This window comes from Tabrizicola aquatica (assembly GCF_002900975.1).
Taxonomy (GTDB): Bacteria; Pseudomonadota; Alphaproteobacteria; order Rhodobacterales; family Rhodobacteraceae; genus Tabrizicola; species Tabrizicola aquatica.
Genome location: NZ_PJON01000001.1, coordinates 858229 through 872651, shown reverse-complemented (window position 1 = coordinate 872651; position 14423 = coordinate 858229). Strand labels below are relative to the sequence as shown.

Genomic DNA, 14423 nt, shown 5'->3' with positions numbered 1-14423 from the left:
GAAAGGGAAGGGCGGGGCCCGAAGGCCCCGCCCAAGGGTCTTATTGCAGCGGACCCATCGGGGTTTCGGCGGCAACGGCTTCCTGCGTCGCGGCCAGTTCCGGGTCGGAGACCAGGCCGTATTCCGCCAGCGGGCCATCCGGGCCGGCCATGTCGTCGCTGACGAAGAACTCGATATATTCCTTCAGGCCGGGGATCACGCCGATGTGGGCCTTCTTGACGTAGAAGTAGAGCGGGCGCGACACCGGGTATTCGCCCGAGGCGACCGACTCAGCCGAGGGAACCACGCCGCCCATGGTGGCGACGCGCAGCTTGTCGGTGTTGTTCTGGTAGAAGGACAGGCCGAACACGCCGATGGCGTTCTTGTTGGTGTCCAGGCGGGCCAGCGTCTCGGTGTAGTCGCCGTCGATGTCGACGTTGCGGCCATCGGTGCGCAGCTTCATGCAGGCGGCTTCGGTCGCGTCCTCGTCCATCCCCGAGGCGGTGAAGGCGGCCATGGCGCCCGAGTCTTCGCAGCCCTGGATGATGACCTTCTGGTCAAACACTTCACGGGTGCCGTGCTTGGTGCCGGGCGAGAGAACCAAGATGTCCTGAGCGGGCAGGGCGCTGTTGAACTCGGCCCACTGGGCGTGGGGGTTGGCGACCAGCGCGCCGTCCTTCAGGACGGTTTCGGCGACGGCGTTGTACAGGTCGGTCGGGGTCAGGGCGAATTCGGGGCCGTTCACGTCGGACGCGAACACGATGCCGTCATAGCCGAAGCGGACTTCCATGATCTCGTTCACGCCGTTCTGGGCGCAGAGGTCGATGTCGGACTGCGAGATGCGGCTGGAGGAGTTGGCGATGTCGACGGTGGTTTCGCCCACGCCTTCGCACAGCTTCTTGCGGCCGGCACCCGAGCCGCCGCCTTCCACGACCGGGGTCGGGAATTCGAAGTTTTCGCCGAAGGCTTCGGCGACGATGGTGGCATAGGGCAGGACGGTGGACGAGCCGGTGATCTGGATCTGGTCGCGGGCCATGGCCGGCAGCGCCGAGGCGGCGGCGAAGGCCAGGACCGAGGCGGTCAGGTGGAAGGATTTCATGATGCACTCCTGCAAATTCGTGCGGCCGTCTTTGGCTGCGCGGGGACCGGACTAGCCCCGTCGCATGACGCTTGTTCAACAGGAATGTAAAAGCTGTGTGACAATCGCCCCCGGATCAGTCGCGGGTCAGGCGCAGATCGTTCGGGCGATGGTTTCGGCGATCATCATCGTGGGGGCGTTGGTGTTGCCGCCGATGATCCGGGGCATGAGCGAGGCATCGACGACGCGTAGGCCGGTCGTGCCCCGGATGCGGCCCTGCGGGTCGGCGGGGGCGGCGGGGTCGGTCCCCATGCGGCAGGTGCCGACCGGGTGGTAGATCGTCTCGGCCCGCTGGCGGATGTCGGCGACAAGGTCCGTGGCGGTGCCGGGCCGCGTCTCGTGCCGGATATGGCGGGCCAGCGCAGGCGCCTGGGTGATCTGGCGGGCAAGGTGCAGGCCCTGAAGGAGCGTGGGCAGGTCGTCGGGGTGGGACAGGTAGTTGGCGGCGATGCTGGGGGGTGCGGCGGGGTCGGGGCTGGCCAGGCGGATGGTGCCCCGGCTTTGCGGGTAAAGGTCGCAGACATGCAGCGTCAGGCCGAAGCCCCAGGCGGTCTTGCGGCCGTGGTCGTGGATGAAAGCCGGGATGAAGTGGAATTGCAGGTTGGGCCGGTCGCGGTCGGGGTCGGATTTCGCAAAGCCCCCGGCCTCGGCCACGTTGGAGGTCAGCTCGCCCTGGCCCTTGCGGAAGGCCCAGGCGGCGCGAAGGGCGCGGGGCAGGACGCGCGGGGCCAGGCCGATGGCCAGGGGGCCGGTCGCGGCCTGGACGGTGATGTCAAGGTGGTCGGCAAGGTTGGCGCCGACCTCGGGCGCGTGGTGGATGGGCGCGATGCCCATGGCCTGCAGGTGGTCGCCGGGACCGATGCCGGAGAGCATGAGGAGGTGGGGCGAACCGATGGCGCCGGCCGACAGGATGACCTCGCCGCCCTGAGTGAGGGTAAGGTCGCGGGTGGCCAGGCGGATGCCGGTGGCGGTGCGGCCGGAGAAGAGGACGCGCTGGACCTGCTGGCCGGTGAGGATGGTCAGGTTCGGACGGTGGCGGACGGGGTCCAGGAAGGCGCGGGCCGAGGAGAAGCGGCGGCCGTCCTTCTGGGTGACCTGGTAAAGGCCGACGCCTTCGGTCGTGTCGGCGTTGAAGTCGGGGGTTGTGGGGTGCTGACACTCGGTCCCGGCCTGGATGAAAGCGCGGGACAGCGGGTTGACGTGGCGCAGGTCGCTGACGGCAAGCGGGCCGGTGGTGCCGTGGTGCGGCGGGCCAAGGGCGGTGTTGCCTTCCAGGTCCAGGAAGGTCTGGCGCACGGCGGGCCAGTCCCAGGCCGGCCCCGCCGTGGCGGCCCAGTCCCGGTAGTCCAGGGGGTGGCCGCGCATGTAGATCATCGCGTTGATGGAGGAGGAGCCGCCAAGGACGCGGCCGCGCGGCCAGTAAAGGCGGCGGTGGTTAAGTTCCGCCTCGGGTTCGGTCGTGTAGCCCCAGTTGATCCTGCGGTTCCGGGCCAGAAGGGCAAGGCCAAGCGGCATGTGGATCAGGGGGTTGTGGTCGGGGGGGCCGGCCTCGACCAAGGCGACGCGGGTCTGCGGGTTGGCCGAGAGGCGGTTGGCGAGGAGGCAGCCCGCGGACCCGGCACCGACGATGATGTAGTGAAAGCTCATCCCAGGATCCGCTTGATCAAGCCGATCAGCCGCAGGGTCCGCGCACCGTAGGGGGCGAACAGGATCGGGAGCGCGAGGAAGCGGTTGCGGAGGACCGCGCGCTCGTGGCTGAAGGCGCGAAAGCCGTGGTGGCCGTGGCTGGACCCGAGGCCCGAGGTATTGACCCCGCCGAAGGGCAGGTTCGACTGAGTGTAATGCACCACGGTCAGGTTGATGCCGACCCCGCCCGAGGTCGTCTCGGTCAGGATGCGGTCGATCCGGGTCTGGTCGCGGTCGAAGATGTAAAGCGCGAGCGGCTTGTCGCGGGCGTTGATCCGGTCGATGACCTGACCAAGGTCGCTGTAGGGCAGGATCGGCAGGAGGGGGCCGAAGATTTCTTCCTGGTCCAGGCGCATTTCGGGAGTGATCGCCTCGATCAGCGCGGGGCCGATGGCGCGACCGTCGGCCCCCTGGTCAAGGGTGACCTGCGCGCCCTTCTGGCGGGCGTCGGCGAGGAGGTCGGTCAGCCGGGCGGCGTGGCGGTCGCTGACGATGCGCGCAAGGTGCGGGCTGGCGGGACCCTTGCCATAGGCGCGGGCAATGCGCGCACGCAGGAGCGTGACGAAACGGTCCTTGACGCTGTCATGGACAAACAGGTGGTCGGGCGAGATGCAGACCTGGCCGGCATTCACGAATTTGCCGAAGGTGATCCAGTCGGCGGCCTGTTTCAGCTCGGCATCCGGGCCGATGATGGTGGGGGACTTGCCGCCAAGCTCCAGCGTGACCGAGGTCAGGTTCCGGGCGGCGGCGGCCATTACGATCTTGCCGACCGCAGGGCTGCCGGTGAAGAAGATGTGGTCGAAGGGGAGTGCGAGAAGGTGCTGGGCCACATCCTTGTCGCCTTCGACCACGGTGACGAGGTCGGGGGGGAAGGTGTCGGCGATCATCCGGGCGATGAGGGCGCTGGTGGCCGGCGTCAGCTCCGACGGTTTCAGGATCGCCGCGTTCCCGGCGGCAAGGGCCGAGACGAGGGGCGAGAGGCAGAGCGCGAAGGGCACGTTCCACGGCGCAATGATCAGACAGACCCCGCGCGGCTGGGGTAGGATCCGGGCCGAGGCGCCGAAGGTGGCAAGCGTCGGGGCCACCCGGCGCGGCCGCATCCAGGACCGTAAATGGCGGCGGGCGTGGCGGATTTCCTGCAGGACGGGAAGGTAGTCGATCAGGATCGTCTCGGCCATCGGCCGGCCAAGGTCATCGCTCAGGGCCTGGACCAGGGTAGCCTCATTCGCGCGGACGGCGGCGGCCAGCCGGTCCAGCGCAGCGCGGCGTTCGGTCAGGCCAAAGCTGACGCGGCGGGCGGTAGTGCCGGCGCGCATGGTGTCGAAGGTGGCTTGAATGGCGGTCGGTGTCATGACGACAGATTAGCCGGGAACCAACGGCGCGATAGAGGGACGCAGCGTCAGTTGAGCGGGTGCAAGCAGGGCATCGCGGCGGCGAGCGCGCGGTTCGTGTCAACCGCGCGCAAGGGACTCTGGTGCAACACAGTTTGGCGCACCCAGGTAGTGAACGGATTTCTTGTGCTCTGATTGAGCATAATTGCCGGGACCGCCCGCCAAATTCCGCTCCAGGACATATTCTGTACGAACCTGATCAATCCAGAAGGATCCCCGCATTGTCGCACAGACGTAGACGCGGTCGATCTCGTCGGCGGGAAGAGCAACACGCTCGGTCAGGATCGCTCCATCCTTGGCCGTGTAGGGGCCGATGGTCATGCCAAGCGGGGTGAAGTAGTCGTCCTGTGCGTCTGACCAGCCACCTTTTTCCAGCCTGATCGCAATCCGCGCACCATCGCGGTCATAAAGTGAGAAATAGATTTCCGCGTCATCCATGATCTGGGCCGACTGATTATTGAGCGTGAAAACGATTGCCCCGGGATATGCCGAGTGGAACTGTGTGAAGTCCGCCGAAAAGACCGCGTCCTTGCGTGCAAGGTCGACCGAGATAAAGGAAAAGACGCTGATGAAGGCACCGCAGACCAACCCAAGCCGTTTGGCCATGCGCCAGCGGCGGGCGGTCAACCAGGCGCGAAGGCGCGCCGAATAGGGAGTTGTACTGTTGGTGGCCATGCCTGTTGCCCGACCCTTTGCGTGAACTTAAACTCTGAAACCGACTGTTCTTCTTTTGGCTGATCTACACGATGTGCTGAAGGCCTTTTTCTGACAAAGTTCTGTTCCAAGTTGGAAAAGCGGCGCGGGCGAAGGCCACCCGCGCCGCAATTGGTCACGTCTGATTGTGTCAGAAGAAGCCCAGTTTGTTCGGGTTGTAGCTGACCAGCATGTTCTTGGTCTGCTGGTAGTGGTCGAGCATCATCTTGTGCGTCTCGCGCCCGATGCCGGACTGCTTGTAGCCCCCGAAGGCCGCGTGGGCGGGGTAGGCGTGGTAGTTGTTCACCCAGACGCGGCCGGCCTGGATCTCGCGCCCGAAGCGGTAGGCGCGGGTGCCGTCGCGGGTCCAGACGCCGGCGCCAAGGCCGTACATCGTGTCATTGGCGATCTGCAGTGCCTCGGCCTCGTCCTTGAAGGTGGTGACGGAGACGACGGGGCCGAAGATTTCCTCCTGGAAGACCCGCATCTTGTTGTGGCCCTTCAGGATCGTTGGCTGGATGTAGAAGCCGCCCGCAAGGTCGCCGTTGAAGCGGGCGGCGTCGCCGCCGACCAGGACCTCGGCGCCTTCCTCGCGGCCGATCTGCAGGTAGGACATGATCTTGTCATGCTGCTGCTGGCTGGCCTGTGCGCCGACCATCGTGTTCAGGTCGCGCGGGTCGCCCTGCTTGATGGCCTTCACCCGGGCGATGCAGCGGGCGATGAAGTCTTCGTAGATGTCTTCCTGGATCAGTGCGCGGCTGGGGCAGGTGCAGACCTCGCCCTGGTTGAAGGCGAAGAGGACGAAGCCTTCGACGGCCTTGTCGAGGAAGGCGTCGTCCTGGGCCATCACGTCGCTGAAGAAGATGTTGGGCGACTTGCCGCCCAGTTCCAGCGTGACCGGGATCAGGTTGACCGTCGCGGCCTCCATGATCTTGCGGCCGGTGGCGGTGGAGCCGGTGAAGGCGATCTTGGCGATGCGGTTGGAGCGGGCGAGCGCGTTCCCGGCCTCGGCCCCCAGGCCGTTGACGATGTTCAGGACGCCGGGCGGCAAAAGGTCGGCGATGAGTTCGGCCAGGACCAGGATCGCGGCCGGGGTCTGTTCGGCCGGTTTCATCACGATGCAGTTGCCGGCGGCAAGGGCGGGGGCGAGTTTCCAGGCCGCCATCAGGATCGAGAAGTTCCAGGGGATGATCTGGCCGACGACGCCCAGGGGTTCGTGGAAGTGATAGGCCACGGTGTCGTGGTCGATTTCCGACATGGTGCCTTCCTGGCTGCGCAGGACACCGGCGAAATAGCGGAAATGGTCGATGGACAGCGGGATGTCGGCGTTCACCGTCTCGCGGATCGGCTTGCCGTTGTCCCAGGTCTCGGCTTCGGCGAGGAGTTGAAGGTTTGCCTCCATCACATCGGCGATCTTCAGCAGGATGTTCGAGCGGTGGGCGGCCGAGGTGCGGCCCCAGGCTTCGCGCGCGGCATGGGCGGCGTCGAGGGCGAGGTCCATATCCTCGGGGCCCGAGCGGGCGACTTCGCAGACCTTCGCGCCGGTGATCGGCGTGATGTTGTCCATGTAGCGGCCGGCGACGGGGGGCACGAACTTGCCGCCGATGAAGTTGTCGTAGCGGGTCTTGAAGGGCGAGGCCTGCTGGCCTGCCACCTGGGTCATCTGGTTCATGTCGGGTCTCCTCCAAAGGCCGCACTCTCCCGGTGCGGCGGTGAGGGGACCATGGGGGATCGCGGGGCCTGCGTCAGCCGGGGGGTGGGAGGGCGCGGGGCAGGGGTGTCTCACCAGTGAGACAGGTCAGGTGCGGTCTTCGATGCCGAGGCGCTTCATGCGGCGGTAGAGGGTGGCGCGGCCAAGGCCAAGGGCGCGGGCGGCCTCGGACACGTTGCCGCCGGCGCGGGTCAGGGCGCGAATCACGGCGGCGCGTTCGGCGCCTTCCAGGCCGGCGGGGCCGCCGTCGCGGCCGAGGAGGTCGACGACCGGGCGGGGGCGGATCGTGCCGGCCGGTTCCAGCCCGTGCCGGCGGCGGGCTTCGCGCGTCGCGCCGATCACCACATCGTCCTGGTCCACCGCCAGAAGGGCGGCGCTGGCGGGGTCGGCGCCTTCGGCCAGGATGATGCGGGCCTTGGGGAAGGTCTGGCGGAAGAGGTCTGCCTCGATCGCCTGGGCCACGCGGGCGACCATCGCCTCGATCAGGCGGTTGAAGCCTTCGGTCTGGTCGGCGCGGGCGGAACTGACGTCGAGGGCGGCAATGAGGCCGCCATCGGGGCCGAAAACAGGGGCGTCGATGCAGCTCATCCCGATGTTGTCGGCAAGGTAGTGCTGGTCGCGGTGGATGGTCAGGGCGCGGCGTTCGGCCAGGCAGGTGCCGATGCCGTTGGTGCCTTGCGCGGCCTCGGACCAGTCGACACCGGGGGCCAGGCCCCAGGCGCGGAACACCTCAGTATCGGCGGAACCGGCGCGGGCGTCCAGGACCAGGCCGCTGGCGTCGGTCAGGAGGATGCCGCAGCCGCAATGGCCGATCATCGCGTAAAGGTCGTCCAGTTTGGGTGCGGCGACGGCCAAGACCTGCTCCAGCGCCTGACGCTGGTCGCGCAGCCGGTCGGTGTCGGGGGCGCGGGCGGCGGCGGTGGCGGCGGGGTCAAGGCCGTGCTTCAGCCAGGAGCGTTGCCACGAGGCCGCCAGGCGCGACCGCGCCGCCTCGGAGCCCGAGGTGACGGTGCCGATGACGCGCGCCACATGATCGCCGGTTTGTGCCAAGACTCCTCCCTTGCCGGGGGAAGCTTAGGCGCTTGGCGGCAGGGTGCCAAGGAAAACTCAGCTGCGAGACAGGACGAAGTCGAACTGCAGGTCCAGGAACTCGCCCTCAAAGCCCGAGGCGGGGTCGGTCATCGGTGTGAATCGGGCCATCAGGCTTTCCTTGACGCCAAAGACCGCGTCCGAGCGGATGTAGGGATCGTCGGGGTCGAAGATATGCGTCACCAGCCGGTCGAAGCCCGGCGCCTCGATGATGTAGTGCAGATGCGCGGGGCGATAGGGGTGGCGGCCAAGCTGGCGGAGAAGCTTGCCGACCGGGCCGTCGTCGGGGATCGGGTAGAACTTGGGCTTCACGCCGCGAAAGTGATAGCTGCCGTCCGCCCCGGTGCGGAACACGCCACGCAGGTTGAAGTCGGGCTGGATGCCCTTTTGCTGCACGTCGTAAAAGCCTTCATCATTCGCCTGCCAGACGTCGATCTTGGCGCCGGGGATCGGGTTGCCTTCGGTGTCCAGGATCCGGCCATGCACGCGCATCGGCTGGCCCTTCTGATCCAGGCAGATGTTCGCCCCCATCGGCAGTTCCGGCGCGTCGGCGACGTGGAAGGGGCCAAGGACGGTGGATTCGCTCGCCCCCTTCGGTTTGCGGTTGTTGATGGCGTCCACCAGCATCGAGACGCCAAGGATGTCGGACAGAAGGATGAATTCCTGCCGCCAGTCGCTGCACATGTGGCCGGTTTCGCTGAGGAAGAGGATGGCCTTCAGCCATTCCTCCTCGGTCGGTTCTATCTCTTTGACGGCGGCGTGCAGGTGGCGGATCAGGACGGCCATGACCTCGGCCAACCGCGCGTCCTTGGCGGCGGCGTTGCGGCTGATGACGACCTCGGCGCTATCGGCTTCGGTGAAGAACCCCTGTTCGGTCATGTCAGTGCCCCAGCACGCTGCGCAGGACGCGGGTCAGGTCGGCCTCTGGGTCGGCAGTCATGCCGGCGCTGCGCCAGGCGACGTGGTGGTCCGGGCGGACCAGGATGCAGCCGGCATCGCTGATGTCCCGCGCGCGGGCCCAGTCGCCCAGGTGATCCTCGACCTCGCAACGCGGGCCGATCTTGACGACCTGGAGGGGCAGGTTGAGGGCCTTGGACGCGGCTTCGGCGGCCTTGGTCCAGCCTTCGCCGCCGATCCCGGTCAGAAGGGTGAAGCGGCCCTTGCCGGTAAGGTCCAGCGTCGAATGCTTGCCGCCCTGGCGGTCGTACAGCCAGACATGCGGCAGCCGCGCGCCGGGGTGGGTGGTGGGCTGATAGTAAAGCTCCATGTCGTCGTTCACAGGGGCTTTGGTGCCGTCGGACACCACGGCCGAGGAGCTGTAACGCTGGTTCATCTCGACCCCGTGGGCGTCGAATTCGTATTTCTTGAAGGCGATGGCCTTGCGCAGCGCCTCACGCTGCGCCTCGGCGGCCGGGGTGGCGTCGCAGCGGGCGGCCATGTTGCGCTGGATCTTGTCGTGGTCGACACCGCCGTCCATCCCCAGCGCCTCGAAGATCGGGCCGAATTCGCCGATCGACTGGTTGGCGCGGGTGACGATCTGGCGGGCGATCGGCGCGCGTTCGGCGCTGTAGCTGTCCAGAAGTTTCGGGGTGGCCTGGCCCTTGATCACGGCGGCGAGTTTCCAGGCGAGGTTGAACCCGTCCTGGATCGAGGTGTTCGAGCCAAGCCCGTTCGACGGCGGGTGCCGGTGCGCGGCGTCCCCCATGATGAAGGCGCGGCCCGACTGCATGTGGGTGGCAAAGCAGTTGTTCACGGTCCAGGTGTTGGCGCCCAGAAGCTCGATCTCCAACTCCGGGTCGCCGACCAGTTGGCGGGCGACCTGGGTGGCAAGCGCGGCATCGACAACCGGGGCGGGCTGGGTGATGTCATAGCCCCAGACGATCAGCCATTCGTTCCAGGGGCGCACCATGCGCACCAGGCCCATGCCGATCCCGCCGACATCCGCGCCGGGCTGCATGACCCAGTAAAGGACCGAGGGGCGGTGGGCGACATATTTGGACAGGTCGGCCCGGAAGAGGATGTTCATCGACCCGCCGACGCCCATCTTGCCTTCGAACGGCAGGCCCAGGTGTTCGGCGACCAGCGAGTTGCCGCCGTCCGCGCCGACAAGGTATTTCGAGCGCACCGTCAGGTCGCGTCCGGTCAGCCGGTCGCGGCAGGTGGTGGTGACGCCGTCCGCGTCCTGGACGTGGCTGACATATTCGGTCGACATCCGGCTTTGGGCGCCGCGGCGGCAGGCGGTGGTGAAGAGGATCGGCTCCATGAAGGTCTGGGGCAGGTCGTTCATCTCGCACGGGGAGGCGCGCAGGTGGCGGGCTTTCGACTCGGGCGCGGTGCCCCAGGACTGCATCCGGCCCAACTCCTCACCCGCGAGGCTTTCGCAAAAGACATTGTTGCCCATGAGGTCCTGGTGCGTGGCGTGCAGCATCGCCTCGGCCTCGACCTCGGGGCCAAGGTCGCGCAGCACCTCCATCGTGCGCTGGTTGGTAATGTGCGCGCGGGGGGTGTTGGCCAGCCAGCGGTAGCGGTTGATGACCAGGACATCGACCCCGTACGAGGCGAGAAGGGCGGCGGTGGCAGAGCCGGCGGGGCCGGTGCCGATGACAAGAACGTCGGTGGTGATGTCGGCGGTCATGGGGTCCTCATGGGTCAGGGCGGCCGCCGGTCAGGCCCGGCGGCCGAAGGGGGGGCGTCAGGCGGCGATCCAGCCGTAGCGGGCGGTGTCCTTGCCGGCGTAATCAGGGTCTAGGTAGATATAAAGCCGGGCGATCTTGCCGTCGCGCAGGGTGAAGCAGTCGCAGAAGCGCCCGGCACCCCATTTCGGCTGGTCGGCGACCCAGGGGCCGTCGCGGTGTTCGCCCTGGCTGGTGCCCTCGACCGCGAAGCTGTCGGAGCCGGTCATGTGCCAGGTGAAGCCGTCGTAATCGTGCTTGATCGCCTTCAGCATGCCGCCGACGTCGGTGAACATCTGGATGACCTCCTCTTTCCCGCGGGCGACGCCCCATTTCGGGAAAAAGACCTCGGCGTCGTCGGTGAAGTGGTCAAAAAGGCCAAGGCCGGTGGTGGGCGAGACGCCGCCTGCGTCGAGCGATTTCAGGTAGCTTTCGGCCACGGCCTTGCGCGCGGCCTCACCATCGTCTTGCGCCAGCACGGGGGCTGCGGCAAGGGCGGCGGCGGTCCCTACCAGGGCGCCGCGGCGGGTCAGGTCGGTGGTGTCGGTCATGTCTTTCCTCCCTTCATGGTGATGCCGGTCAGCCGGCGTTGGACCGGGAAAAGCTGCAGGCCCGTCCGGTCGGAGATGAGGCCCCAAAGGCCGCGGGGCGCGAACAGCATCACCGCGATGGCGATGAGGCCGAGGGTCAAGAGATACCAGGCGCCGTAATCGGCCAGCAGCGTCTGAAGCGCGTAGAACACAAGGACGCCAAGGATCGGGCCTTCGATCCGCCCGATGCCGCCGATCACGACGATGAAGATGACATAGGCCGTCCAGTCGGTGACGCTGAAGGCCGCGTCGGGCGAGATCCGGGCGGTCTGGACATAGATCAGCGCGCCGACGAGGCCGGTCATCGCGGCGGCGATCAGGAACACCGCCCAGCGGATGCGGCGGGCATCGACGCCGACGGAATTCGCCGCCTCGGCATTGTCGCGCACGGCGGCAAGGGCAAGGCCCAGGCGGTTGCGCAACAGCGCATAGATCGCCGCGATGGTCAGGACGGCAAGGGCGAGGGCCAGCCAGTAGGCGAGGATGTCGCGCGCCGCTGCCTCGCGCACGTCGAAGAGGGTGCGGATGGCCTCGACCCCGATGATGTCGGAGGTGGCCTCGCGCGGGAGGCTGGTGCCAGTGCCGCCGCCAAGGGCTTTCCATTGGGCGATCAGCAGGCGCGTCACCTCGGCGATGACCCAGGTGCCTATGGCGAAATAGGCGCCGGCCAGGCGAAAGGCGAAGAAGGCGGTGGGGATGGCCAGGAGGAGGGCGGCAAGGCCGCCAAGCGGGATGGCAAGGACCGGGTCGATGCCCCAAAGGATCACGCCCGCGAACATCGCATAGGCGCCGATGCCCACGAAAGCCTGCTGGCCGACGCTGACCAAGCCGCCGTAGCCGGCCAGAAGGTTCCAAAGCTGGGCCAGCGTCAGCATGGTCAGGATGAAGAACAGGTCCTGGATCAGGCTGCGCGAGGCGAAGGCCGGAAGCGCGAGGCCGACGGCTATGAGGATGAGCGCAAGGACGGCGGTGATCGTGCCGGCGCGGGTGCGGGTGGTGACGGTCGGTTGCATGTCAGTCCACCGCCCTGGGGAAAAGGCCGCGCGGGCGGATGAGAAGGACGACCAGGAAGGCGATATGCCCGGCCAGGATCTGCCATTCCGGGTTGATCGCGGCGCCGAGGCTTTGCGCCACGCCGATGATGATGCCGCCCGCGAGCGTGCCCCAAAGGGAGCCGAGGCCGCCGATGATCACCGCCTCGAACGCGTAGATCAGGCGGGCGGGGCCGATCGAGGGGTCGAAGTTCGCGCGCATGCCCAGATAAAGCGCGGCGACGGTGACGACGACCATGGCAAGGCCGGTGGCGATGGCGAAGATGCCCTTGGGGTCGATGCCCATCAGGCTGGCGGTGACCGGATCGTCGCTGGTGGCGCGGAAGGCGCGGCCAAGCGCAGTGGCGTAGAAGATGCGGTTGAGCGCCAGGATCACCAGGACTGCGGAGAGGAAGGTGAGAAGCGGCATCCACCCCACGGTCACGATCCCAAGGTCGAGCGAGGCGCTTTCCAGGGGGCCGGCGGGGATGCGGCGGGTGTCGGCGCTGAACGCCTCCAAGAGCCCGTTCTGCAGCGCGACGGAGAGGCCGAAGGTGACGAGGAGGGGGGGCAGGATGTCCTTGCCGAGGACCCGGTTCAGGACAAAGCGCTGCAAGGCCCAGCCAAGCGCGAACATCAGGGGCGCGGCCAGGAGGGCGGCGAGGAAGGGGTTGAGGCCCAGCGTGGAGACCGCCAGCAGGATTGCGAAGGCGGCGAAGATGATCAGGTCGCCATGCGCGAGATTGACGAGGCGCATGATCCCGAAAACGAGGCTGAGGCCTGCGGCGAAAAGCGCGTAAAGGCCGCCAAGGAGCACGCCCTGGACAAGGATATCAAGCCAGTTCATCGCGCGTCTTTCGGGTTGGGGCGGTTGGTAAATCGAGCGCGTTCCGCGCACATCTTTTGTCTCGCCTTGTGCGCGCGAAGGGCGCGCAACGGCTCGGTCGTTGGGGGTTTTCCACCCCCAAACCCCCGGAGGATATTTGGGCAAATGTGAAAGGCTGGCAGGGTCATGCCGCTTCTCCGAAATAGGCGGCGTGGATGGCGCTGCGGCTGACCTCGGCGGCGCGGGCGGTCAGGGTGACGCGACCCTCCATCATGCAGTAGACGCGGTCCGAGACGGCAAGCGCGCGGCCGATGTCCTGTTCGACCACGATGATGGCGGTGCCTTGGTCCTTGATCCGGGGCATGGCGGCGTAGATGTCGCGGATCACCACGGGGGCGAGGCCGAGGCTGATCTCATCGCAGAGAAGGACCTCGGGGTTCGACATCAGGGCGCGGCCGATGGCGACCATCTGCTGCTGGCCGCCTGAGAGCGCGGTGCCGGGCATCTGGCGCTTTTCCTTCAGGATCGGGAAGAGGTCGTAGATGGTGTCAAGCGTCCAGGGGCCGGGGGCGCGGCGGACCTGGCCGCCGATGCGCAGGTTTTCCTCGACCGTGAGCGAGGGGAAGAGCTTGCGGCCTTCGGGCACCATGGCGATGCCGCGCTGCATGACAAGATGGGCAGGCAGCGCGCCGATGGGGTCGCCCCGGTGCAGGACCATGTCGGGGGCGTTGCGCAGCACCCCGGTGATGGAGCGCAAGAGGGTCGATTTTCCGGCGCCGTTCGCGCCGATGACGGCGACGGTCTCGGCCTTGTCCAGCGTGACATCGACGCCGAAAAGGGCGTTAAACTGGCCGTAACCGGCGGTGAGGGCGCGGGTTTCCAGGAGCATCAGACCTCGATCCCCAGATAGATTTCGCGCACCTCTTTCGAGGCCATGATCGTGTCGGGGTTGCCCAGGCCGATCACCCGGCCGAAGTCGAGGACGAGAAGGCGTTCGACCACGGCGGTGAGGGCGTGGAGGACATGTTCGATCCAGATGATCGTGATCCCCTTGGCGTGGAGGCCCTTGATCGTGGCGACGAGGGCCTTGCATTCGCCCTCGGTCAAGCCGCCGGCAATTTCGTCGAGGAGGAGAAGGTCGGGCCCGGTGGCCATGGCGCGGGCGAGTTCCAGGCGCTTGCGGTCGAGAAGGGACAAGGCGCCGGCGGGGGTGTTGGCGCGGTGCAGAAGCTCGCAATCCTGCAGGATCTGGACGCAATCGGCGGTGACGGACGCCTCGGCCCGGCCCTGGCCGAAACTGGCGGCGACGGCGAGGTTTTCGTAGACGGTCAGGCCCTCGAACGGCTGGGGGATCTGGAAGCTGCGGCCGACGCCCATGCGGACGCGGTCCATCGCGGGCAGGCGGGTCACGTCGCGGCCCATCAGGGTGACGCGGCCGGTATCGGGGGCGATATTGCCGGTGATCAGGTTGAACAGCGTGGATTTCCCCGCGCCGTTCGGGCCGATGATGCCAAGCGCCTGGCCCTTGGGCACGGAAAAGCTGACGCTGTCGGTGACCTTGAGGGCGCCGAAGCTTTTCGAGACGTCGGAGAGGGTCAGGATATCGGTCATCGGTCT

General features: G+C 67.2%; 13 protein-coding genes. All 13 read right to left on the bottom strand.

All coding sequences use genetic code 11. The features are described 5' to 3' along the window. Positions 1 to 40 precede the first annotated feature (40 nt). Complete coding sequence (locus CXR42_RS04255) at positions 41 to 1078, bottom strand: PstS family phosphate ABC transporter substrate-binding protein (RefSeq protein WP_103256235.1); 1038 nt, start codon at positions 1076 to 1078, stop codon at positions 41 to 43. Positions 1079 to 1204: 126 nt separating this feature from the next. Further along, positions 1205 to 2764 carry a GMC family oxidoreductase gene (locus tag CXR42_RS04250; protein WP_103256234.1) on the bottom strand — a complete coding sequence of 520 codons (1560 nt, stop codon included), beginning with the start codon at positions 2762 to 2764 and terminating at the stop codon, positions 1205 to 1207. Then, a complete protein-coding gene (locus CXR42_RS04245) occupies positions 2761 to 4155 on the bottom strand; it encodes an aldehyde dehydrogenase family protein (protein ID WP_103256233.1) in 1395 nt (464 codons plus the stop codon). Before CXR42_RS04245 ends, CXR42_RS04250 begins: the two co-directional genes overlap by 4 nt. Positions 4156 to 4254: 99 nt before the next feature. Further along, positions 4255 to 4869: a hypothetical protein gene (locus CXR42_RS04240; RefSeq protein ID WP_103256232.1), complete on the bottom strand. Its 615-nt coding sequence runs from the start codon at positions 4867 to 4869 to the stop codon at positions 4255 to 4257. A 169-nt stretch (positions 4870 to 5038) separates the two neighbouring features. Beyond that, positions 5039 to 6559 carry an acetaldehyde dehydrogenase ExaC gene (exaC, locus tag CXR42_RS04235; protein ID WP_103256231.1) on the bottom strand — a complete coding sequence of 507 codons (1521 nt, stop codon included), beginning with the start codon at positions 6557 to 6559 and terminating at the stop codon, positions 5039 to 5041. Between the two features lie 126 nt (positions 6560 to 6685). Further along, positions 6686 to 7648, bottom strand: coding sequence for a GAF domain-containing protein (locus CXR42_RS04230; protein WP_103256230.1), 963 nt, complete (start codon positions 7646 to 7648; stop codon positions 6686 to 6688). Between the two features lie 57 nt (positions 7649 to 7705). Next, complete coding sequence (locus CXR42_RS04225; protein ID WP_103256229.1) at positions 7706 to 8566, bottom strand: intradiol ring-cleavage dioxygenase; 861 nt, start codon at positions 8564 to 8566, stop codon at positions 7706 to 7708. A gap of 1 nt (position 8567) precedes the next feature. Further along, positions 8568 to 10322, bottom strand: coding sequence for an FAD-dependent oxidoreductase (locus CXR42_RS04220; RefSeq protein ID WP_103256228.1), 1755 nt, complete (start codon positions 10320 to 10322; stop codon positions 8568 to 8570). A gap of 57 nt (positions 10323 to 10379) precedes the next feature. Next, positions 10380 to 10910 (bottom strand): nuclear transport factor 2 family protein, encoded by a 531-nt coding sequence (locus CXR42_RS04215; protein WP_146037993.1) that lies wholly within the window; start codon positions 10908 to 10910, stop codon positions 10380 to 10382. After that, a complete protein-coding gene (locus CXR42_RS04210; protein ID WP_103256227.1) occupies positions 10907 to 11962 on the bottom strand; it encodes a branched-chain amino acid ABC transporter permease in 1056 nt (351 codons plus the stop codon). The genes CXR42_RS04215 and CXR42_RS04210 overlap by 4 nt, the downstream gene beginning before the upstream one ends. A gap of 1 nt (position 11963) precedes the next feature. Then, positions 11964 to 12827: a branched-chain amino acid ABC transporter permease gene (locus tag CXR42_RS04205; protein ID WP_103256226.1), complete on the bottom strand. Its 864-nt coding sequence runs from the start codon at positions 12825 to 12827 to the stop codon at positions 11964 to 11966. 163 nt (positions 12828 to 12990) lie between these two features. Continuing rightward, complete coding sequence (locus CXR42_RS04200) at positions 12991 to 13695, bottom strand: ATP-binding cassette domain-containing protein (protein ID WP_103256225.1); 705 nt, start codon at positions 13693 to 13695, stop codon at positions 12991 to 12993. Continuing rightward, positions 13695 to 14417: an ABC transporter ATP-binding protein gene (locus CXR42_RS04195; RefSeq protein WP_103256224.1), complete on the bottom strand. Its 723-nt coding sequence runs from the start codon at positions 14415 to 14417 to the stop codon at positions 13695 to 13697. Before CXR42_RS04195 ends, CXR42_RS04200 begins: the two co-directional genes overlap by 1 nt. Positions 14418 to 14423: the final 6 nt, after the last annotated feature.